Below are 21894 nucleotides of genomic sequence, written 5' to 3'. Positions count from 1 at the left end.
TAAAACACCACGACGATCTTGACTACCGTGATAGTACTACTGCGGTAGTTGTCGTGGGCCGTTTCGGGGGGTTCCCACGACCGGTGCTCACAACCAGTGCCCGCACGAGGGGGAGATCCATGCAGTTGGCGACGATGCTTGGCGCGCCGGGGACGGCGATGCGCCTGCCGCAGCAGGAGTGGGACAGCGCGGTGACCGCCGCGCTGGTCGACTCGTTCACCGTCCACCATGTGGGCAACCGCTTCTTCCGGGCCCAGTGCGACGCGGTCGGGGTGAGCCCGGGCGACATCCGCTCGCGGGCGGACCTGGCCAAGATCCCGCTGATCCCGGTGAGCATGTTCAAGAGCCCGGACGCGCACGTCCTGCTCACCGCCTCGCTCAACGACATCGAGCTCGACATCCGCTCCACCGGCACCGGCGGGGTCCCCAGCGTCGCCCGCCGCGACACCGCCACGCTGACCCGCGCGGTCACCGGGATCATGGGCACCTACCGGGACCTGTTCGCGGTGTCGCGCGGCGCGGGCCTGTTCCTGTGCCCGTCGACCGCCGAGGCGCCCGAGATGGGCATGGTCAAGGTCTTCAACCTGCTCAACGGCCTGTTCGACGACCACACCTACCTGGTGCGCGACTACGCGTTCGACCCGGAGGAGGCGGTGGCCTACCTCAACCGCTGGGCCGGGGAGACGACCAGGCACGTGGTGGGGCCGCCGTTCCTGGTCAACCGGCTGCTGCGGTTCCTGGAGCTGGAGGAGACGCCGCTCCAGCTCGACCCGGAGTCGCTGGTGATCACCCTGGGCGGCTGGAAGCGCTACACCGGCGAGTCGATCGGCCGCGACGAGTTCGACGCGAAGGTCGGCACCTGGCTCGGGGTCGCCCCGGACCGGGTGCGCGACATGTACGGGATGATCGAGTCGAACATGCTCGCCGTCGAGTGCGAGCACCACCGCAAGCACGTCCCGCCGTGGTGCTACATCTCCATCCGCGACGTCACCGACTCCGCCGTCGAGCTGGCGCCCGGGCAGACCGGCGGCATCGCCATCCTCGACGCCACCAACAGCGGCTACCCCGGGTTCCTGATGTCCGACGACATCGGCGAGGTCGACGAGTCCGGGTGCCCGTGCGGCCGCACCGGCCAGACCGTCACCTTCCGCCGCCGCAGGCAGGGCGCCGAGCTGGGCTGCTGCGCGGTCAGCATCGAGAAGTTCATCGAGTCCAACGAGCTGGTCGCCGAGTGCGCGGTGCCCGAGGCGGTGCGGTGATGGGCCGGTTCAGCCCCACCGTGGTCGACCACTTCACCAACCCCCGCAACAGCGGGCAGGTGGCCGACGCGTCGGTGCGCGCGTTCGTCGGCAACCCCGTCTGCGGTGACCAGATCCTGCTCACCGCCGCGGTGGCCGACGGCGTCGTCACCGACATCCGCTTCCAGGCGTTCGGCTGCTCGGCGTCGCTGGCCGTGGCGAGCCTGCTGACCGAGGTGGTCAAGGGCAAGGGACTCGACGAGGTGGCCGCGCTCGACGCCGACCGCGTCGTCGAGTTGGCCGGTGGCCTCACGCCCGACCAGCGGCACGTGGCGGGACTGGCAGCCGATGTCGCGCACCGGCTCGTCGACAACTTCCACCAGGGGGTGAACGATGATGACCCGATCAGCTGCGGGGCCTGATCCCGCCGAGATCTACCTCGACCACGCCGCGACCACACCGGTCGCACCGGAGGCCGTCGCGGCCCTGGGGCGCGGGGTCGCCCTGCACGGCAACCCGTCGAGCAGGCACAGCGCCGGGCAGGCCGCCCGCGAGGCGGTGGACGGGGCGCGTGCCGCCGTCGCCCGGTTGCTCGGGTGCGCCCACGACGGGGTCGTGTTCACCGGCGGCGGTTCCGAGGCGATCAACCTGGCCCTGCTGGGCACCTTCGCCGCCGCCGAGTGGCGCGGGCACCTGGTGACCACCCGGATCGAGCACGCGGCCGTGCTCGGCGCGGCGGGCGCGGCCGCCACCCACGGGGTCGCGGTCACCGTGGTGCCGCCAGACCCGAGCGGCCACGTCGACCCCGAGCGGATCGCCGAGGCCATCCGACCGGACACGCTGCTGGTGTCGGTGATGCACGCCAACAACGAAACCGGCGCCATCCAGCCGGTCGAGCGGATCACCGAGATCGCCCACGCCGCGGGGGCCCTGGTCCACGTCGACGCGGTGCAGACGGCGGGCAAGCTCCCGATCGCGCCGCTGCGCGCGGACCTCGTCTCGGTGTCGGCGCACAAGTTCGGCGGCGTCAAGGGCGTCGGCGCCCTGCGCGTCCCGGCCGGGCACGAGCTCACCGCGCTGATCCACGGCGGCGGCCAGGAATCCGGCTACCGGGCGGGCACCGAGAACGTCCCCGGCATCCTGGCGATGGCGGCAGCGGCCGAGGTCGCGGTCACCGCCAGCGCCGACCCGGTGGTGCGCGCGCACCGCGAGCACCTGCGCGCCCGGTTGCTCGCGGGATTGGCGGAGCTGGACGGGATCCGGGTGCACGTGGACAGCCGCGTGATGGCCGAGACGGTGAGCGTCGCGTTCCCCGGCGTCCGCGGGGACACCCTCGCCGACCTGCTCGACCTGCGGGGCGTGCACGTGTCCACCGGGTCGGCCTGCCACGCGGGGTCCGAGTCGCCCTCGCACGTGCTCACCGCGATGGGGGTGCCCGCGGACCTGGCCCGCTCGACGGCCCGGTTCTCCTTCGGCTCGACCACCACCGAGCAGGCCGTCGTCGCGGCCGCCGAGGTGACGGTCGACTCGGTGCGGGGCCTGCGCCGGTCGTGGGGCGCCACCCCGGCCGCGGTGGCCGTCGGTGCGGGCTGAGCCCCGCGCCGGGCAGCCGTGCGTGCCCCCGGCGGAACCAGGAACCCGAGCCCAGCACAAGACCGGAGCAGAGCACAGGGTCGCGCTCAACACCCCCGTGCGGTCGATGAAGATGCTGGAGCTCCAGCTCGCCGCGGGCGCCACCGAGGTGTACCTGGCCTTGGCCTCCGGCGCGCCGGTGAGCTGGGACGCGCTACCCGCCAACCGAGACGGTGAACCTACCCAGGTGGCCAGTCGGGCCACGCTCACCGCGCTGGTCTCCGCTGCCCACGACGCGGGTGTGCTGGTGCACTTCTGCGCCGACGCACCGGTCGTTCCCCCCGACATGTCCGACGAGTACCGCCGCCACGTCGACCTGGGCGTCACGGCGGGAGCCGACACGGTCGTCGTCGGGTCGCTCGCCGCGTGCGCGTGGCTGGCGGGATCGGTCCCGGCGCTCGTCGCGGGTGACGCGGTGGGCGTCAGCTCCGTCAGTCTGGCCCGCCACCTGCGCGACCAGTACGGGGTGCGCCGCGTCGTGCTGCCGCACACCCTCGCCCTGGCCGAGATCGCGCTGTTCTGCACTGAACCTCAACTGGAGGTCGAGACTCCGGTGCAGACCGGCGCGGGCCTCGACTGCGGCCGGTGCAGGCTCGCCGACACCGCGGGGATCGGGTTGGGCTGCCGGGCCGGGTACCGCGACACCGACGGCGTCGACCTGGGCGCGTTCCTCGACGGGGCCTCCGACTGCGCCCTGTGCGACGTGCCCGCCCTGGTCGAGATCGGGGTCGCCGCGCTCCGGCTGCCCGGTCGGGAGAGCCCGAACGTCCGGCAGAACGCCAAGGTCACCCAGATGTACCGGCGGGCCCTGGCCGGGCACGCCGCGCGGGTACCGATCACCGAGGTCATCGCCGAGATCGACCGGGTCGAGCTGATGTGGCAGATGGGCTGGTTGCCCCGGCTGTGCGACCAGCAGCGCTGCCGGTTCCGCGACACACCGCAACTGCGCGCCTATGTGTGAGGTGAGGGCATGACCACCGAGATCCGGCTCTCCACAGTGGACGACCTGGCCGAGGTGCTCCGGTTGCCCGTCGACGCCGTCGGTCTCGGCCAGGAGGGGTGCCTGACCAAGGCACCCGACCTCGACGTGCTGCGCCGAGCCGCCGACGCCGTGCGGGACGCGGGCAAGCAGGTCGTCGTCGTGTCGCCGATCGCCTGGCCGCGCACCGCCGACACCGTCGTCGAACGGGCGATGGCGGTGCTAGGCGACGGCCCGACGACGGTCACCGTGAACGACCTCGGCACCGCGATCGCCCTGTCCGGCAGCGGGTGCACGCTCGTCGCGGGACTGGGCCTGACCCGGCAGCGCGCGCACAACGGTGCCGTGGCCGCCACCGGCCCGGTCGCCCCGGTGATCGACGTCGCGCTGGTCGACACCCTCGGCATCGACCAGGTCGAAGTGGACCTGGACATGCAGTTGGCGGGCATCGCGGCCCACCGCGTGCGTCAGGTGCTCGACGCGGTCCCGGTCGCGTTTGGACGGTCCTGCCCGACCGCCCGGCACGCGCGCACCGGTCCACCGGACTGCCGACCGCTGTGCGACGCGCCGCGCACCATCACCGCCGCGTCTCGCTGGAAGCTCGTGCACGGGCACCGCGAACCGCTGCCCACCGGAACGCGCGCACTCGAGCTGACCGTCTGGGGCAACGGCGTATACCAGCGCACGACCGGCTCACCGGTCACCGACTACCAGATCATCGACGCCCGTTGGCACCCCGGCGCGGCGCTCGCCGAGCGGGTCACCGCCCTGCGCGCCGCGCGACCCTAGGAGGGACCCGTGGTCGACTTCACCCTCGACCCCCACCAGCAAGACATCGTCGACCAGGCCCGCGCCGCCGCCAAGCGGATCCTCGCCCCCCGCGCGGCCGAGCACGACCGCACCGGCGAGTTCCCCGCGGCGAACTTCACCGACCTCGCGGACACCGGGCTGCTCGGGTTGCTCATCCCGAGCGAGCACGGCGGAGTCGGCGCGGACATGGTCGGGTACGCGCTGGCCATCGCCGAGTTGGCCGAGGCCTGCGGGTCGACCGCGTTGATCCTCGCCATGCACTGCGGCGCCACCCGGCTGCTGGCTGCGGCGGGCGACGAGACCTCTCGCGAGGTGCTCACCGGTGTGCTCACCCGGGGCGAGCTGATCTCGTGGGGGTTCTCCGAGCCCGGCACCGGCGGCAACATCCTCAACCCCCGGCTGCGCGCCGTCCCGCACGAGGGCGGGTTCGGCCTGATCGGCACCAAGGCGTTCTGCACCGGCGCGGGCCACGTCGACCACTACCTGGTCAACACCAACTCCGGCGAGCCGGACTTCCGCCGCGCCCAGTCGATGTTCCTGCTGCCCGCCGACACCCCGGGTCTCACGGTGAAAGAGACCTGGGACGCCATGGGGATGCGGGCCAACAGCGCCAACACCGTCCTGCTGGACTGCTCGGTGCCCGACCGGCTGTGCGTCGGCGGTCCGGGCGGGGGCATGCCGCTGCTCGGCCACGCCCTGCCCGCGCTGGTGCTCGGTCTCGCCGCCGCGTCCCTCGGTGTCGCCCGCGCCGCCTACGGCTTCGCGACCACGCACGTCGGCGCTCGGGTGCACGCCGACACCGGAGCCAACCTCGCCGCCTACCAAGGGGTCCGCTTCCAGGTCGCGGAGATGACCACGACCGTCCACGCGGCCCACCTGGCCCTGCTGCACGCGGCGGCCACGGCGGAGGCGGACCCGATGGAGGCGCTGCCCGCGATGAACATGGCCAAGTACCTGTGCAACACCGCCGCCATCGCCGTCGCCGACACCGCGATGCAGGTGACCGGCGGGCAGGGGTTCCTGCGCTCGAACCCGATGGAGCGCCACTACCGCGACGCCAGGGCCGGGGCGGTCATGGGCGCCAACCTCGGCGCGCTGCGTGACCTGATCGGCAAGGCCGCGCTCGGCATGGACATCCGCTCGACCTGACACCGGAGGACCACGGACATGACCAGCACGATCCCGACCGCCGAGGCCGTCGTCGACGAACTGCGCGCGGTGCTGCCGCGGGTGCTCGCCCCGGCGGACCTGGCCAAGGTCGACCTGGCCGCGGTGGACCTGACCACGCCGCTGCTGAGCCTGCCGATCGACTCGGCCGCACTGCTGGAGCTGATGACCCGGATCGAGGACCGGTTCCGCGTGTTCATCTCCGACGAGCAGGCCTTCGCGTTCACCACCGTCGGCGAGGTCGTCGACCACGTGCGCGCCAAGGCGCTGGCCAAGCAGGAGCGGAAGCGGGCCGCGGGGTGATCGTCGACTACCGCGCGATCGGCCGCACGACCCGGTCCCGGGTCGGCCTGCTCGACTCGGTCAGCCCACTGGCCGCCACGACCGGGCAGGACCTGTTCGACGACGCCCGCGCGGTCGCCGGTGCCCTGGCGGAGCGGGGGTTGGGGCCGGGGGACCGGGCGGTGCTGGTCGTCCCGACCGGTCTCGACCACCTCGTCGTGCTGGTGGGCTGCCTGCTGGCCGGGGTCGCGCCGTGCACGGTGGCCGCGCCGACCAACCCGGCGGACCCGAACTCGGCCGGGACCCGCCACGTCCGCGCGGCGATCGAGGTGATCCGCCCGGGGCTTGTGGTGGCCACGTCCGCGCACATCGACAACGCGGTCACGGTCGCCGATCTGCGACGTGGACCGACGCCGCGGTGGGACGACTTCCCCGAGCCGGCTCCCGAGCAGACCCACCACATCCAGCTCACCTCGGGATCGACCTCCGCGCCCAAGGCCGTGGTCCTCACCCACGCCAACGTCGCCGCCAACCTGGGGGCGCTGCGCACGACCTCCGGCGCTGAGGCGGGGCGCGACCGGGTCCTGAGCTGGCTCCCGCTGTACCACGACATGGGCCTGGTCCAGGTGCTGCTCGCGCTCAGCACCGATCTCGACCTGGACTTGATGGCGCCGACGGCGTTCCTGCGCGATCCGACGTCGTGGCCGCGCCACATGGCCGCCCGGCGGGCCACCCTCACCGCCGCCCCGCCGTTCGCCTACCGGACCGCGGCCGACCGGCACATCGCGCGGCCTGATCCGGGGCTGGACCTCTCCGCGCTGCGCCAGGCCTACGTGGGTGCGGAACCGATCCCGGTGTCGGCGCTGCGCTCGTTCCGCGACGCGTTCACCGGCGCCGGGTTGGCCGACGACGTGCTGGTCCCGTGCTACGGCATGGCCGAGACCGTGCTGGCCACCACCGTGGCGCTGCGGTCGTCCGAGCGCAACGACTTCGGCCGGGTGCGGACGACCCCGTTCGAGGGCAGGCGGCTCGTCTCGTGCGGGCGCCCGGTGCCGGGGACGGAACTCCGGCTGCTCGACGCGGGAGGCGCACCTGTCGCGCCGGGCGCGGTCGGGACCATCCACGTGCGCGGGGACTCGGTGATGGCCGGGTACCTGACCGTCGAGGGACCACGGGCGCCGGTGGACGGGTGGCACGACACGGGCGACCTCGGCCTGCTCGACGACGGGGACCTGTTCGTGGTCGGCCGGGTCAAGGAACTGCTGATCGTGCGGGGCCGCAACCTGCCGCCCTACGACGTGGAGGAGGTCGTCGAGCAGCACCCGCTCGTCGGTCCCGGCTCCAGCGCCGTCTTCTCCTACGCCACCGACGACGGCGTCACGGAGTCGGTGGTGGCGGTGGTCGAGACCCGCGCCCGGGATGAGCAGTGGCCGGGGTTGCGGACCGAGGTCGCCACCGCTGTCCGGCAGGCGTTCGGGCTCTCGCTCGCCGACGTGGTCATCCGGCGGCGGCTGCCGAGGACGTCGAGCGGGAAACGCCAGCGCTCGGCACTGCGGGCGGCGTACCTGGCCGAACTCGGGTGAGCCCGCGCTGAACCCGCGCGGACATATCAACGCCAGTTAGGATGTTGACATGACTGGCGACTCCTGCGACCTGCTGTGCCTGGACCTCCCGCAAGCCGAGGAGATCCGCGCTGGCCTGCTGCCCCTGCCCGCCGTGGAGACGGCCGCGGTGGGTGCGCGGGCGCTGGGCGACCCGACCCGGTTGACCATCGCCGCCGCTCTCGCGTCCGGGCACGAGCTGTGCGTGTGCGACATCGCGTGGGTGGTGGGGCACGCGCAGAACCTCGTGTCGCACCACCTGCGGCAGCTCAAGGTCGCCGGTCTGGTGGCGTCGCGCCGGGACGGCCGGATGGTGATGTACGCGCTGACCAGCAGGGGCAGTGCGTTGGTCGCCGTTGTGCTCGGCGATTCCGTGCCCGCGGAGGGGTGACGTGGCTGACGAGTGCTGCGGTCCGGAGCGGGACCGAGGCGAGGAGCCGGTACCGGAGCCGAGTCGGTGGTGGCACGTCCGCGACCTCCAGTTCGCGGCGGTGGCGGCGGTGCTGCTCGGGGTCGCCCTGCTCGTAGGGGATGGTCTGGTCGGCGACGGGTTGGGGCTCGCCTCCGCGGCCGTCGGCGCGGCCACGTTCGTACCGGGGGTGTTGCGCGGTCTCGCCCGGGGGCGGATCGGCGTGGGCACCCTGATGACCATCGCGGCCATCGGTGCCGTCGCACTCGGGCAGTACACCGAGGCCGCCATGTTGGGCGTGCTGTTCTCCGTCGCCGAGGGCTTGGAGCACCACGCGGTCGCCAGAACCCGGCGCGGTCTGCGTGCCTTGCTGGATCTCGTCCCGTCGACCGCGTCGGTGTTGCGTGGCGGCGCCGAGGTGGAGATCGCCCCGGCTGACCTGGTCGTGGGGGACCGGCTGGTGCTGCGCCCGGGGGAGCGCGTGGCCACCGACGGGGTGATCCGGGCCGGGCGCACCAGCCTGGACCTGTCCGCGATCACCGGCGAGTCCGTGCCGGTCGAGGCAGGCGTCGGCGCGGTCGTGCACGCGGGCGCCATCAACGGGGGCGGCGCGGTCGAGGTGGAGGTGACCGCGCGGGCCGCGGAGTCGTCGCTGGCGCGGATCGTGCACGTCGTCGAGCAGGCGCAGGAGCGCAAGGGCGTCGGTCAGCGCCTGGCCGACCGGATCGCCCGGCCGCTCGTCCCCGCGATCATGGTGCTGGCCGCCGTTGTCGCGGGTATCGGGTCGCTGCTCGGCGATCCGGCGGTGTGGGTGGAGCGGGCGTTGGTGGTGCTGGTCGCCGCGTCTCCGTGTGCGTTGGCCATCTCGGTGCCGCTGACCGTCGTCGCGGCCGTGGGTGCGGCGAGCAGGCACGGCGCGTTGGTCAAGGGCGGTGCCGCGCTGGGGGAACTGGGCCGGATCGGCGCGATCGCCTTGGACAAGACCGGCACGTTGACCCGCAACGAGCCGCGGGTCATCGAGATCATCGCCGTGGACGGCGCCGACGTGCTGGCCACGGCCGCCGCCCTCGAGGCCCGCAGCGAACACCCGTTGGCGCGGGCCATCCTGGCCGCCGCCGATGGGGCACGGCCTGCCACCGACGTCACCGCGATCCCCGGCCACGGTCTGCGCGGCACGCGCGATGGTCACGCCGTGCGGCTGGGGAAGCCCGGTTGGATCGCGCCGGGCGCGTTGAGTGGAGAGGTCGATCGACTCCAGGCGGCAGGTGCGACCGTCGTCCTCGTCGAACGCGACGACACCCTGCTCGGCGCCATCGCCATCCGCGACGAACTGCGCCCCGAGGCACCCGAGGTCATCACCCGACTCCACGACCTCGGCCTCACCACCACGATGCTCACCGGCGACAACACCCGCACGGCGACAGCACTGGCCAGATCCGCCGGGATCTCCACGGTGCACGCCGATCTGCTGCCCGAGGCCAAGGCAGCCCTGATCACCGACCTCCGCCCCGTGGCCATGGTCGGCGACGGCGTCAACGACGCCCCCGCCCTGGCCACCGCCGACGTCGGCATCGCCATGGGCGCCATGGGCACCGACGTCGCCATCGAGACCGCCGACATCGCCCTCATGGGCACCGACCTGCGCCACCTACCCCAAGTGGTCACCCACGCCCGCCAGGCCCGGCGCATCATGCTGCAGAACATCACCCTCTCCCTGGCGATCATCACCGTCCTCATCCCCATCGCCGCCCTGGGCACCCTCGGCCTGGCCTCAGTCGTCCTCATCCACGAACTGGCCGAAGTCCTGGTCATCCTCAACGCCATCCGCGCCGCCCGAACCACCCCACTCCCTGCCATCACCCCCACCTGCTGCGGCACCTGCTGACCGCCGGTCCGGGACCGCCCGAGCGGCACGCGACGAGCTCGTCGTAGCCCTGCCTTGATTTCCCCGGTTAGCGGAATCCCCGGCGTGCGCGCGCTCCAGCTGTCACATCCGAGGGTGGCGGTGGCTCAAGTCGGTGAGTCGTGACGATGGGACGGTGTGACCGGTGGACGAGAACGAGTGGCTGGCCGAGCGCTTCGAGCGGGAGCGGCCCCGGTTGCGTGCCGTGGCGTATCGAATGCTGGGGTCGGTGACCGAGGCCGATGACGCGGTGCAGGACGCCTGGGTGCGGTTGAGCCGGACCGGATCGTCGGGGATCGACAACCTCGGCGGGTGGTTGACCACCGTCGTCGCGCGGGAGTGCCTGCACCAGTTGAGGTCCCGTCGGCGTCGCCGCGAGGTCCCGTTCGACGCACACCTGCCGGAGCTGATCGTCTCCGACGCCGATCTGGATCCCGAACAGGAAGTGCTGCTCGCCGAGGCGCTCGGGGTGGCGCTGCTGGTGGTGCTGGAGCGGCTCGCGCCTGCTGAGCGGGTGGCGTTCGTGCTGCACGACATGTTCGACCTGCCCTTCGCCGACATCGCCGACGTCGTCGGTCGCACTCCGGCCGCCGCACGGCAGCTCGCCAGCCGTGCGCGGCGCCGCGTGAACGGAGCCGAGGTCCCGCGACCCGATTCGGATCTAGCGCGGCAGCGGAAGGTCGTCGACGCCTTCTACGCGGCCGCTCGACAGGCCGATTTCGACGGCCTGCTCCAGGTCCTCGATCCCGACATCACGCTGCGCACCGAGCACGGCGCAGACCGACCGGCGAGCGTCGTCCGCGGTGCGGCGGCTGTGGCGGACCAGGTGCGGGTCCCCGGCGGCGGCAGGCTGCGTCCCATCCTGGTCAACGGGGCGATCGGCGCGCTGATCACCCGCGACGAGCAGCCCTACTCGGTGCTGGTCTTCACCGTCGCCGACGACCGGATCGCGAGGATCGACGTCCTCCGCGACACCGACCGCGTCCACCAGGTCGCTGCCGCTGTCGTCGGCCAGCCGAACTGATCTACCGGTGGTCCGGGGCCCGGCGCGGACGCACCGGGCCCCATCCCCTCAGTAGTACTTGACCGACGGCCGCACCTCGACCGCGCCACCCATCCGCGCCTGCGGGACGCGGGCGGCGATCGCGATCGCGGCATCCAGGTCCTCGGCCTCGACCACCGCGAACCCGCCGACCGCGTGCCTGAGGCCGAGCCACGGGCCCTCAGTGCGCACGGCCGCACCGTCGGTCACCGTGACCGTCGTCGCGTCCTTCGGCAAACCCAACGGCGGCGCACCAGTCCAGTTCTCCATCTCGTTCAGCGCGACGTAGTCGGCGTAGGCGGCCTTCTTGTCCGCCTCGGACACCCGTCCCGCTTCCGGCGTACCCGGCAACAGGGTCGTGCCGTGGTAGATCACCAACACAAACTGCATCCAGTCCTCCTCATAGACCTGTGCGTCGCTCGCACACACCCATGAGCCCCGACCCGACCCCGATGTGACCACCTCCCACAGGGAGACCCCACTCGACTACCTCGCGGTCAAAGCGGCAGCCAACCGCAGACGCGACCACCGCCCGGCCTGCTACTTCCCGCCAGACCTGGTCACGAGCGCGCCCGGGGCATTTCCCGAGCCCTACGAAGACCCCAGGTACGCCGCTCGAACGCTTCGCAGCAGCCTGACCAGCTCTACACCCGAACCTCAGGTCTCGGACGAGGCCCAGCACCCAGGCCCCGGAACACTTCGCGGCCCCCAACCAAGAACCACACCCCGTGCCCAGGTCTCGGCCGAAGCCCGGAATCCCACTCCCGCCCACCAGACCCCGGATCGCGCCTCCGTCACGCAGACCCAGGACCGCGCTCTTACCCCCACAACCCCGCTTCGCGCCCGCGCGCGGTCCCACCCCTGCCCAGCCCCCACCCTCTCCGGGGGGCGGCCCTGGTCCAGTCTACAAGGACCCCCCGACAGTCGATCTTGAACCGACCCCTGCGGAGATCCACATGTGGATAACTTCTGTCACCCAGAAGACGGAATTTCGACGAGTGCAGCCAAAGTCAGTCCGGAGAAGGCAGCGAGTGCCAGTAGTCCACGGCCCCCTGCAGAACTGTCCTAAATAGAGCGAAGTTCACCGGCTTGTAGATGTAGCTGTCCGCACCAGCCGCGTAGCAGCGTTCGATGTCTGCGGAAGTCGTCGACGAGGTCAGCACGATGATGGTCAGCGCGGCGAAGGCGGGGTCCGCGCGAACAGACGACAGGACGCCGTAGCCGTCCACCCCGGGCATCGACAAGTCCAGGAACATGAGGGCCGGGCGGGGTCGGGTCGGGTCGCGGAGGCGGTCGAGGACGGCGTTGCCGTTGGGGAGGAACTCGAGTTGGAGTTCCGGGTGCGAGCGGGACAGGGCGCGGTCGATGGCCTCGCGGTCGACCTCGCTGTCCTCGACGACCAGGACGAGGTTGGCGTCGGTCACGCTGTCAGTTCGGTCCACGCGGTTCCTCCGTTGGGGTCCACGGCGGTCAGCTCGATCCGCGCCCACGTCGCGTCGCCTGCCACCTTCGCCCGGATGTCGGTCGGGCCCGTGGCGAACCGGGCCAGGTGGTCGGGCAGGGCCGCGCGGTCGAGCAGGGCGCTGCCGTGCGAGAGCTCCCGGAGGGCGAGGTCGACGGCGGGGGACACCTCGTGCGGCGGCAGCACGCGGTCGAGGACCGTGGTGCCGTGGTTGCGGACGACGAGCACCGCGACGTCGTCGTTGACGTGGTACCGGTCGGACCCGCCCAGCAGCGCCCCGACCAGCTCCGCCAGCGGCAGCTCCCGCGACCGGGTCAACGTCCGCGCCAGCTCGACGTCGCCGTAGAAGCCGCCGTCGGCGTCGCGGGCCTCGATCAGGCCGTCGGAGAACATCACCAGCAGCTCACCGGGGAGCAGCCGGTCGGTCGCGGGACGCAGGCCCAGGTCCCGCAGCACACCCACGAGACGCCCCCGGCACCCCGACTCCACCACCGACCCGTCCCGGCGGACGAACAGCGGCGGCGGGTGCCCGGCTGACTGCGTCTCCACCCACCACTCCCCGCCCGCGCCCGGTGTGAGCGTCGCGGTCGCGATCGTCAGGAACCGCGAGATCCGGTCGCGCAGCATCTTGCGGTTGAGGATCCCCAGGGCGTGCGGCGCGGGACCGCCCTCGGCGAGCACGGTCTCCAGCGTGTGCCGCGCCAACCCGGTCAACGCCGTCGCCGGGGCACCTCGACCGCACACGTCACCCACCAGCGCCACCACGGCACCGTCGGGCTGGTCGACCACGCCGTAGAAGTCGCCCCCGACCTCCAGCGCGTGGTCGGCGGCGTTGTACCCGGCCGCGAACTCCAGTCCCGGCACCGTCGGCAGCACCGCGGGCAACAGGTGCTGCTGCAGCGACGCGACGTCGTGGCGGCGCTGCTCGTAGAGCGTCGCGTTGTCGATCGCCAGTGCCGCGCGGCTGGCCAGGTCGTGCAGGACCCGCATGGTGACCCGCTTGCCCGGCTCGCCCCGGTGGAAGAACGTCAGCAGCCCGACGTCACGCCCCCGCGCCCGCAGGACACCCATCGTCATCGTGTCCAGGCCGACCTCGTCGGGCAGCCCCGCCGGCAACGGCCCGTCGACCGCCGTGGACGTGTCCGTGACGACCGGCTCACCAGCCCACCGCCCAGCCCGCAGGTGGTCGGCGAGCACCTGCTCCCGCCGGGCGTCGACGTGCGCGGCGGCGACCTGCACCATGCGCTCGTCGCGCCGGATGTGCACCGCGGCGCCGTCGGCCAACGCGGGCACGACCATCCGCAGCACCGCGCGCAGCGTGTCGGTGATGTCGAGCGAGGCGTCCATCCGCAGCGACGCCTCGGCCAGCAGCGCGTCGACGGCCTGGTGGTCCTCGAGGGCGCGCTGCTCGCTGATCCGGTGGTCCGCCGCCACGACGACCTCGATGACCTGCGTCAACGCCGTGGTGAGCCGCTCGGTGTCACTCGCGTCCGCGACCGTCGCCAGTCCGAGCACGCCCCGGCCGCGCTCGGCGACGCCGAAGGCGATCACCAGCATCCCGTCGCCCCCGGACGCCACCGTCCGCGCCGCGAGACCGGGGGAGCAGCGGGCCAACACCGGTAGCGGCAGCACGGCCCCGTCGTGGGGGAGGTCGGTGACGAGCGCGGCGATGTCGGCGGCCAACCCGTCGGGACCGGTGCGCAGCCCGGCCGCGTCGGCCCACCGGGTGACCATGACCTCGTCCTCGGGCGAGAGCCGGGCGCCGAACACCGCCTGGACGCCGGGCAGGTCGAGCAGGCCGGAGTACAGCTCGTCGGCGAACTGCCTGGTGCTCACCGACGCGAACGCCGACTGCCACAACCGGTGCAGTCGGTCCGGCCAGTGACCGTGTCGGTTCGGGTGCACGCTTCCACTTCGCTCGATCGGGGACGCCGCCCCAACTGTAGGGTCTGCTGCGACGCATGGCCCCACCGCGCGGGTCGACTGGGCGAACGGGGTGGGTCTGTGGGCACCGGCGAGGACGACCTGTGGCAGCCCGACGACCGGTCGCGGGCCGCCGAGGTGGAGTCCGGCACCCCGTTCGACCTGTCGCTCTGCCTCAACGAGCCGATCCACCGGCTGGGCGGCATCCAGTCCTACGGCGCCTTGGTGGCCATCGACGCCGACGGTCGCGTCGCCGTCGCCAGCTCCAACTGCGAGCCGCTGCTGGGCGTCCCGACCGCCTCGGTGATCGGGATGTCCGCCGAGGTGCTGCTCGGGTCGGCCGGGCTGGCCGCCGTGCACGCCACCCTCGACGCGCCGACCGGTGATCGCGGCGTCCTCGCCCTCACCCTGGCCGACCGCGAGTTCGACGCCACCGTCTACCGGGCCGACGGGCACGTCGTCGTCGAGCTGGAACCGGCCACCGCCGAGCGCCCCTTCGTCTTCTCGCACTTCTACCCCGCCGTCCGCGCCGCGCTGGTCAAGCTCCAGCACGGCCGCACCGTGGTCGACGTGTGCGCCGCCGCCGTCGCCGAGATCCGCGCGCTGACCGGCTACGACCGGGTGGTCGCCTACCGCTTCGAGGGATCGACCGGGCCGGGCGAGGTGATCGCCGAGTCCGTCGCCGACGAGCTGGAGCCGTGGCTGGGCCTGTGGTTCCCGGCCACCGACATCCCGCCGCAGGCGCGCAGGCTCTACGAGCGCAACTGGATCCGGGTCATCCACGACGTCGACGACGACACGGCGCTGCTCGCGGGCTCGACCGACCCGCTGGACCTGTCGGACTCGACCCTGCGCACCGTGTCCGGGTTCCACCTGGAGTACCTGCGCAACATCGGCGTCCGCTCGTCGATGTCGGTGTCGCTGCTCAACGGCGGCCGGTTGTGGGGCCTCATCGCCTGCCACGGCCTTGCCCCGCGCAAGCTCAGCGCCGAGGTCCGGGCGGCCTGCGAGTTCTTCGGCGTCACCCTGTCCCTGCAGCTGGCCGCGTTGCAGGAGAGCGAGGCCACCACCGCCCGGCAGCACGCCCGCACAGCACTGTTCAGCCTGCTCATCGGCCCGCACACGGCGGCGCCCGAGACGCTGCTGGCCAGCACCGGCGAGCTGGCCGCCCTGGTCGCCTGCGACGCGGTCGTGGTCAGGCTCGACGGGCAGTCCACCGTCACCGGCGCGCCGCTCGACGAGGTCGCGCTGGCCGAGCTGTGGCAGCACGTGCCCGCGTTGGACAGCGGTCAGGTGTGGAGCTGCGAAAGCCTCGCCGAGCTGGACCCGGCCTTCGCGGCGCACGCGACCGAGTTCAGCGGCGTGCTGGTGTTGGCACTGGACGGCACGGGCAATCAGGTGGCGTGGGTCCGCCGGGAGCGCCGCGCCGCTCGCACGTGGGCGACTGACCCTGACCTGCCGGTACGCCTAGGGCCGCACGGCCAGCGTCTTACCCCGCGCGGGTCGTCGGCGGTGTACCAGGCGGTCGTCCGTGGGCGCTGCCTGCCGTGGATGACCGGGGACGCGACGGTAGCCGAAGAGTTCGGACACGCCGTACGCACTGCTGCGCTGCGCCGCGCTACCCAGCTAACCACCCTCAACGACGAACTGCGCCGCGCCAACGACGACCTCGACACGTTCACCCACGTCGCCGCGCACGAGATGAAGGAACCGCTGCGCGGGATCTCGACCACCGCCGCGTTCATCACCGAGGACGCGCCCGACCTCGACGCCACCACCGCGCGCAGGCTCGGCACCATCCAGAAGCTCGCCCACCGGATGGACGAGCTGATCAACAGCCTGCTGCACTTCGCCCAACTCGGCCAGGGCGCGCTGCACCGCACCGAGGTGGACCTGCGGGAGGCCACCGAACAGGCGCTGGAGGTCGCGGGCATCCGGCTCGCCGAGCACGACGTGGCGGTGACGCTGCCGGAGCCGGGACTGACCGTGTCGGCCGACGCCGAGCGGTTGCAGGAGATCCTGGTGAACCTGCTGGTCAACGCCGCCAAGTACGCCAAACCGTCGCTGCCTCGCACGGTTGTCGTCGGTGTCGTCCCGGGCACGCCGCCGACGGTGTTCGTGCGCGACAACGGCATCGGGATCCCGGAGGCGCACCAGGAGGACGTGTTCCGGCTCTTCCGCCGTCTGCACCCGCGCGACTCCCACGGCGGCGGACACGGCGCGGGCCTGGCGATCGTCGACCGGATCGTCGAGCGCCACGGCGGTCACCTGTGGCTGGAGTCGACTCCGGGGGAGGGCACCACGGTGTGGTTCACGCTCGGCGAGTGAGGTAGGCGTCGAGCTGGGCCGCGCCCGCGAGGAGGGCTCGGCTGCGGGCGGTGATGCGGTCCTGCCAGGCGTCGAGGAAGGCGCTCAACTCGTCCGCGCCGCCTGCTTCCCGTAGCGACTCGACGAACTTCGCGACCTGGCGCAGGGGATACCCGCCCCGGCGAAGCTGACGGGCGACCTCTGCGTCGCGTACGGCAGCGGGCCCGTACTCGCGGTGGCCCGTCGGGCGGTCGGGGCGCAGGATGCCCTCCGTTTCCCAGGTGCGCAGGGTCGCCGGGTGCACGCCGAGCCTGCGGGCGAGTTCGCCGACGGTCAGCGGCTGGCCGGTGACGCGAGTCGGGGTTGTGGCGGAGAGAGCGGCGGCGACCTCGGCTCGAGTGTCGCGCTCGGCGAGCAGGGCGACGTGCGAGGCGTCGATGAGCCGGTAGGCGGATTCGGTGTCGCCGTGGTGGATCGCGCGCATGATCTCGACCGCGTGCTGATGGCCGTGACCGGTGCGCAGTGCGAGGAACGCGCGTAGGGCTTGGGCGTGCAGGGGTGTGTAGTGGCGGTAGCCGGTCTCGCTGCGTTCGGCGGGTGGAAGGGCGCCCGCGTCCTCGTAGTTGCGGATCGCCTGGACGGACAGTCCGTGCTCCCTGGCGAGGTCGACGGGGCGCAGTGCTCTCACCTCCTGTTTGAAGGTTTGACTCGTGGTTGCCTGGTGAGCCTCTTCCAAGTCTCAACCGATTCTTCAACGATAGCGTTGTGGGCGGTTGCTTCTGGAAGGGGAGTTCATGGCACTGCTCGGCCGCCAACTCGAGGACGCGGCAGCGTTGGGGCAGGCGGTCGACGACCTGCTCGTCGACCCGCCGACCTTGCTCGCCCTCGGCGAACCCACCCACGGGATCGCCGCGTTCCCCCTGCTGCGCAACGAACTCCTCGGCCACCTCGTCGACCGCGGGTACCGATCGATCGTGCTGGAGATCGACTTCTTCGCCGCGTCCCTGGTGGACGACTACGTCAACGGAGCCGAGGCCGACCTCGACGTCGTGCTCGCTTCGGGGTTCTCGCACGGCTTCGGCGCCATACCGGGCAACCGCGAGCTCGTCGACTGGCTCCGCGCGCACAACGCTGGGCGGGCGCCCCAGGATCGGGTCCACTTCTATGGCTTCGACGCCCCAGTGGAGTATTCGGGTGCGCCGAGCCCACGCCACTCGCTGTCGACGGCCATCGAGTACCTGCCCGCGGCTCTGCGGCCAGACCTCGATCTTGAGCCACTGCTTGGTGATGACGCTGCCTGGACGAACCCGGCCGCCATGTACGACCCGTCGGCGTCCATCGGCTTGTCCGACCGCGCCCGATCACTACGCGTCGTCGCCGACGATGTAGCCAGCACCTTGCGCCGCGCGGCTCCCCGTCTCCAGCCCGCCGGTTACGCCACCGCGGCCGCCCACGCGCGCACTGCCCTCGGCCTCTTGCGGTTCCACGCGGCGATGGCCACTCCGACCCCCGACCGCATGGCGCTCCTGCTCGGCGTCCGCTCCGAGATGATGGCCGACAACCTGCTGGCCATCGTCGCCCGGGAACAACACCGCGGCCCCAGCCTGGTCTTCGCTCACAACGTCCACCTGCATCGGACCGAGGACACCAGCGCGGGTGCCCTTGTCGCGCTCGCCTTGGGGGATCGCTACGCGGTGATCACATCCGACGCCAACCCCGCGAGCACGCCCGGCACCCTCCAGGCCGTTCTGGCTGAGGCAACCACTCGCCGCGCGCTGTTCCCGGTGCCCGCCCTGCTCGCCGCCCTCGGTCCGGTGGTCGCGGGGGAGCCGATCGTGCCCGGCCACCTGCCCTTGAACCCAGCCGACCTCACCGGCGCCGACGCGGTCATCTTCATCGCCGACACTGACGGTGTCCGCCACCAGTACTGGTGACCCGGCTCCTGCTTGAAGCTGGGCGGCTCCGTTGACGTGCAGCTGTCGCCCTGTGCTCCCTGCTGTTGACCTGATCCCGTGGGCCAGCGGAACTTGACCATCGGATCGATTCTGTTCGCGCGCAGCAGTCTGATTTTGACGGAGAGACCTAGATCAATTTCGTCACGGTGACGTAGTAGTGGGTGGTGGGGTGAGGGCTTCCTGGAGGCGCTGGATGCGGGCGGGGAGGGTCGTGGGGTCGGGGTGGGCGAGGAGGTGGATCAGTTCGGACCGGAGGTGCTGCCGGAGGGCGTCGTGGCTGGTGGTGGCGGTGATCGCCGTGGTGATGTGGCGTTCCAGGGCTTGGGCGTGTTCCCGGTGCAGGGACTGGAGTTGGGTGTCGGCGTGACGCTGGGCTTCGGTGAGGGCGGCCTGGGCTTGGTCATGGGCGGCGCGGGCGGTGGCGAGCTCGGCCTGGAGGGACTCGACGCGGGCCGCGGTGGCTTGAGCGGTCGTTAGTTGGGCTCGGAGGGCGTCGGCTTGGGCGTGGGACTGGTCCAGGTCGTGGCGGGCCTGGTCGCGGGCGCGGGTGGTGTCGCGTTCGGCGGTGTCGGCCCGGGTGGTCTCGGTGGAGAGGCGGTGCCAGAGGTCGCGGCGTTCGGTGGTGAGGGAACGGACGCGGGCGGCGAGCCGGGTCGCGCGGTCGTCAGCTGACTCGGCGCGGGCTCGGTCCTGGGCGGCGGCCGCGTCTGCCCGGTCCGCGCGGGCGGACTCCAGCCGACGGGCCTCCACGGCGGCGGCGAGGTCCCGGCGGGCGGCGACGGACTCGCTCTCGGCGGCGTGCCGGTCCCCGATGGCCTCGCCGGTCACCCGCTCGGCCTCGATCGCCTTCGCGAGGGCGGCGTCGCGTTCGACGACCATCCGGGCGGCGAGGTCCTTGGCCTCCGCGGTCTCGGCCTCGGCTCGTTGGGCGCGGGCCTCGGCGTCGGCTACCCGCGCGGTGGCGGCGGTGTCGAGTTCGGTGAAGCCCGCGACCACGGTGGCGAGCGCGGTGGTCAGTTCGGTCGCCGCTGCCGTGATCTCCGCGGCTCGCGGTTGGAGTGCGGTCAGGGTGTCGTGCCCCAGTTGCCGCAGCGCCCCCAGGTAGTCCTCGACGCCCAGATCCTCCGCGGTCCGCCGCAGCGCCCGACCCTCGGCCGCGTGCTCGGGCGTGCAGTACCGCTGCCGGTTGCTCCGCGGCGTGAACCGGCTGCCGCACCCGGTCAGAGCGCACTCCCGGATCTCCGAACCCATCCCCAGCCCCCTTAAACTTGACGCCTAACCGAACATATTCAGGTTAGCACGCCACTTCTAAGGTTGAATATTAGAGGTTACCGACAGAACACTCCTTTTGTCGGTAACCTAACGGCATGGACCCGAGGACCCTTCCCGCTCGCACCACGGACCTCGCCGAAGGCACCCTCTGGCCTGGGGTGGGGGACCCGATCCGGCTGCTCACCGAGATCACCGCCTGGCTCCGGTCGTACGGCGCGACGTCCACCCGCCGCACCTACGCCGAGGGCTTGGGCCTGCCCACGAGCGTCGCAGACCTGCGCGACTGGCTCAGCCGCGCCGACCACACCTGGGTCCACGCGCTCCGCGCCTACGCCGACACCCTCGACCTCACCGCCGCGCTCCACGCCGACATCACCGACCCCGACCGAAACCGCCCCCCGACCCGCCCCGGTCGTTTCCGCCCCCTGCACTGGCTCCGCTGGTGCGTCTCAAACGGCCTCGACCCCGTCACGGCAGCCTCTATCGACGTCCTGAACTGGCAAGACGCCCTCCGCGCCGCCGGTGCCGCCCCCGCGACCCGCACCCGCATGCTCGCCACCGTCCGTACCCTCTACCAACACCTCGCCGCCGCGGGCCTCGTCACCGCCAACCCCGCCGACCTCGACCGCCGCCGCCTCGGCCTGCGCGACCCTCAACCGGCCAAGACGATCCTCACCCTCACCCCCGCGGAGGTCGCGGCCCTGCTCAACGCCGCCGCCAGGCCCCGCCCCGGCGCATCACCCCGAGACCGCCTCCGCGCCCGCGCCGTCGTCGCCCTGTTCACCCTCGGCCTGCGCGTGTCCGAGCTGTGCGACCTCGACCACCCCGACCTGCACACCACCCGCGGCCGCCGCGCCCTGCGTGTCACCGGCAAGGGCGGCAAGATCCGCACCGTCTACCTCACCGACCTGGCCGAGTCCGCCCTCACCGACTACTTCGACGCCCTACCCACCGGCCCGACCACCACGGTCACCAGGGCAACCGCGTCCGGCCGCGCCCCGCTCCTGATCACCCGAACCGGCACCCGCTGCGACCGCCGCGACATCTGGAGCCTCCTGCGCCGCCTCGCCACCGCCGCCGACCTGCACGAACTCGCGGGCGCCATGCACCCCCACGCCCTGCGCCACTTCTACGTCACCACCGCGATGGAACAGGGCGCCCACATCACCGACGTCCAATCCGACGTCGGCCACGCCCGCGTCGACACCACCCAGCGCGTCTACAACCACGCCACCCGCGACCCCTCCCGCACCGCCGCCACCCACGTCGGCGACACCATCACCCGCCACCTGGAGCAGACCCCGTGACCCCCGACGACCTCGACACCGCCATCACCTGCGTCACGACCGCGCTAACCCCCATGACCAGCCGGAACTGGTCCGAAGCACCCGGCACAGGGGAGTGGACCGCCTGGCACACCGCCGAACACATCGGCGACTGCCTCCTGTCCTACGCCGCCCAGGTGGTCGCCCAACCCACCACCCACTACGTCCGCTTCCTCGCCAAGGCCGACGAGGACGCCACACCCGCCGATCTGCTGGAGTTCGCCACCGCAGGCGCGGGCATCCTCTCCGCCACCCTCCACACCACCTCCCCAACCACCCGCGCCTACCACCCCTCCGGCCTCTCCGACCCCGAAGGCTTCACCGCCATGGCCAGCGTCGAGATCCTGATCCACGGCACAGACATCGCCCGCGGCCTGGGAACCTCGATAACCCCACCCAGCGACCTGTGCACCCGCATCCTCTTGCGACTGTTCCCGCACGTAGACGTAAGAGGCATCGACCCATGGACAGCCCTGTTGTGGGCGACCAACCGGATAGACCTACCAGGCAAGCCCCGCCAAACCGCCTGGCACTGGCAGGGCACTCCTCTCACCTGACCAGCAGCGGAGCCGTAGGTGCGATGCTTC

Annotated in this window: 20 protein-coding genes; 15 read left to right on the top strand and 5 right to left on the bottom strand. The window is 72.3% G+C overall.

What is annotated here, in order from left to right:
* The first annotated feature begins 119 nt into the window (after nt 1-119).
* The 11 genes from LV79_RS15510 to LV79_RS15460 all read left to right on the top strand — a co-directional run bounded on the left by LV79_RS15510 (nt 120) and on the right by LV79_RS15460 (nt 11045).
* Nucleotides 120-1259 carry a LuxE/PaaK family acyltransferase gene (locus LV79_RS15510; protein ID WP_253837091.1) on the top strand — a complete coding sequence of 380 codons (1140 nt, stop codon included), beginning with the start codon at nt 120-122 and terminating at the stop codon, nt 1257-1259.
* Entirely contained in the window at nt 1259-1660 is a 402-nt protein-coding gene (locus tag LV79_RS15505; protein WP_253837089.1) for an iron-sulfur cluster assembly scaffold protein, read from the top strand. The genes LV79_RS15510 and LV79_RS15505 overlap by 1 nt, the downstream gene beginning before the upstream one ends.
* The gene (locus tag LV79_RS15500; protein WP_253837087.1) at nt 1635-2831 is read left to right on the top strand and encodes a cysteine desulfurase family protein; all 1197 of its coding nucleotides are present in this window, start codon (nt 1635-1637) and stop codon (nt 2829-2831) included. The genes LV79_RS15505 and LV79_RS15500 overlap by 26 nt, the downstream gene beginning before the upstream one ends.
* On the top strand, nt 2821-3831 hold the full coding sequence (locus LV79_RS15495; protein ID WP_253837085.1) for a U32 family peptidase: 1011 nt from the start codon (nt 2821-2823) through the stop codon (nt 3829-3831). Before LV79_RS15500 ends, LV79_RS15495 begins: the two co-directional genes overlap by 11 nt.
* A 9-nt stretch (nt 3832-3840) precedes the next feature.
* Complete coding sequence (locus tag LV79_RS15490) at nt 3841-4638, top strand: hypothetical protein (protein WP_253837083.1); 798 nt, start codon at nt 3841-3843, stop codon at nt 4636-4638.
* 9 nt (nt 4639-4647) lie between these two features.
* Nucleotides 4648-5808, top strand: a complete 1161-nt coding sequence (locus LV79_RS34470) for an acyl-CoA dehydrogenase family protein (protein ID WP_253837074.1) — start codon at nt 4648-4650, stop codon at nt 5806-5808.
* Between the two features lie 18 nt (nt 5809-5826).
* The gene (locus LV79_RS15480) at nt 5827-6129 is read left to right on the top strand and encodes an acyl carrier protein (protein ID WP_253837072.1); all 303 of its coding nucleotides are present in this window, start codon (nt 5827-5829) and stop codon (nt 6127-6129) included.
* Nucleotides 6126-7691, top strand: a complete 1566-nt coding sequence (locus LV79_RS15475) for an AMP-binding protein (protein ID WP_253837064.1) — start codon at nt 6126-6128, stop codon at nt 7689-7691. The genes LV79_RS15480 and LV79_RS15475 overlap by 4 nt, the downstream gene beginning before the upstream one ends.
* 49 nt (nt 7692-7740) lie before the next feature.
* Nucleotides 7741-8100 carry an ArsR/SmtB family transcription factor gene (locus LV79_RS15470; RefSeq protein WP_253837062.1) on the top strand — a complete coding sequence of 120 codons (360 nt, stop codon included), beginning with the start codon at nt 7741-7743 and terminating at the stop codon, nt 8098-8100.
* A gap of 1 nt (nt 8101) precedes the next feature.
* The gene (locus tag LV79_RS15465) at nt 8102-10003 is read left to right on the top strand and encodes a heavy metal translocating P-type ATPase (protein ID WP_253837061.1); all 1902 of its coding nucleotides are present in this window, start codon (nt 8102-8104) and stop codon (nt 10001-10003) included.
* Between the two features lie 163 nt (nt 10004-10166).
* A complete protein-coding gene (locus LV79_RS15460) occupies nt 10167-11045 on the top strand; it encodes a sigma-70 family RNA polymerase sigma factor (protein ID WP_253837059.1) in 879 nt (292 codons plus the stop codon).
* A 48-nt stretch (nt 11046-11093) separates the two neighbouring features.
* Here the strand turns inward: LV79_RS15460 and LV79_RS15455 are convergent, their stop codons facing one another.
* The 3 genes from LV79_RS15455 to LV79_RS15445 all read right to left on the bottom strand — a co-directional run bounded on the left by LV79_RS15455 (nt 11094) and on the right by LV79_RS15445 (nt 14430).
* A complete protein-coding gene (locus LV79_RS15455) occupies nt 11094-11453 on the bottom strand; it encodes a YciI family protein (RefSeq protein WP_253837057.1) in 360 nt (119 codons plus the stop codon).
* A gap of 620 nt (nt 11454-12073) precedes the next feature.
* Nucleotides 12074-12505 (bottom strand): response regulator, encoded by a 432-nt coding sequence (locus LV79_RS15450; protein WP_253837055.1) that lies wholly within the window; start codon nt 12503-12505, stop codon nt 12074-12076.
* Nucleotides 12484-14430 carry a PP2C family protein-serine/threonine phosphatase gene (locus tag LV79_RS15445; RefSeq protein WP_253837053.1) on the bottom strand — a complete coding sequence of 649 codons (1947 nt, stop codon included), beginning with the start codon at nt 14428-14430 and terminating at the stop codon, nt 12484-12486. The genes LV79_RS15450 and LV79_RS15445 overlap by 22 nt, the downstream gene beginning before the upstream one ends.
* Nucleotides 14431-14529: 99 nt before the next feature.
* On the opposite strand from LV79_RS15445, the gene LV79_RS15440 reads away from it, so the two are divergent.
* A complete protein-coding gene (locus LV79_RS15440; RefSeq protein WP_253837051.1) occupies nt 14530-16776 on the top strand; it encodes an ATP-binding protein in 2247 nt (748 codons plus the stop codon).
* Here the strand turns inward: LV79_RS15440 and LV79_RS15435 are convergent.
* Complete coding sequence (locus LV79_RS15435) at nt 16760-17434, bottom strand: MerR family transcriptional regulator (RefSeq protein ID WP_253838516.1); 675 nt, start codon at nt 17432-17434, stop codon at nt 16760-16762. The two genes, LV79_RS15440 and LV79_RS15435, sit on opposite strands and share 17 nt — an antisense overlap.
* Before the next feature lie 115 nt (nt 17435-17549).
* On the opposite strand from LV79_RS15435, the gene LV79_RS15430 reads away from it, so the two are divergent.
* Complete coding sequence (locus LV79_RS15430; protein ID WP_253837049.1) at nt 17550-18689, top strand: erythromycin esterase family protein; 1140 nt, start codon at nt 17550-17552, stop codon at nt 18687-18689.
* A 162-nt stretch (nt 18690-18851) separates the two neighbouring features.
* Here the strand turns inward: LV79_RS15430 and LV79_RS15425 are convergent, their stop codons facing one another.
* Nucleotides 18852-19961, bottom strand: coding sequence for a coiled-coil domain-containing protein (locus LV79_RS15425; RefSeq protein WP_253837047.1), 1110 nt, complete (start codon nt 19959-19961; stop codon nt 18852-18854).
* 116 nt (nt 19962-20077) lie between these two features.
* Here LV79_RS15425 and LV79_RS15420 point away from each other — a divergent pair, with 116 nt between their 5' ends.
* Nucleotides 20078-21289, top strand: a complete 1212-nt coding sequence (locus LV79_RS15420) for a tyrosine-type recombinase/integrase (protein ID WP_253837045.1) — start codon at nt 20078-20080, stop codon at nt 21287-21289.
* Entirely contained in the window at nt 21286-21864 is a 579-nt protein-coding gene (locus LV79_RS15415) for a maleylpyruvate isomerase mycothiol-dependent enzyme family protein (RefSeq protein WP_253837035.1), read from the top strand. The genes LV79_RS15420 and LV79_RS15415 overlap by 4 nt, the downstream gene beginning before the upstream one ends.
* Nucleotides 21865-21894: the final 30 nt, after the last annotated feature.

This window comes from Actinokineospora globicatena, from assembly GCF_024171945.1.
Lineage (GTDB): Bacteria > Actinomycetota > Actinomycetes > Mycobacteriales > Pseudonocardiaceae > Actinokineospora > Actinokineospora globicatena.
The sequence above is the reverse complement of the archived record's forward strand: the minus strand, read 5'-3'. Positions and strand labels throughout refer to the sequence as shown.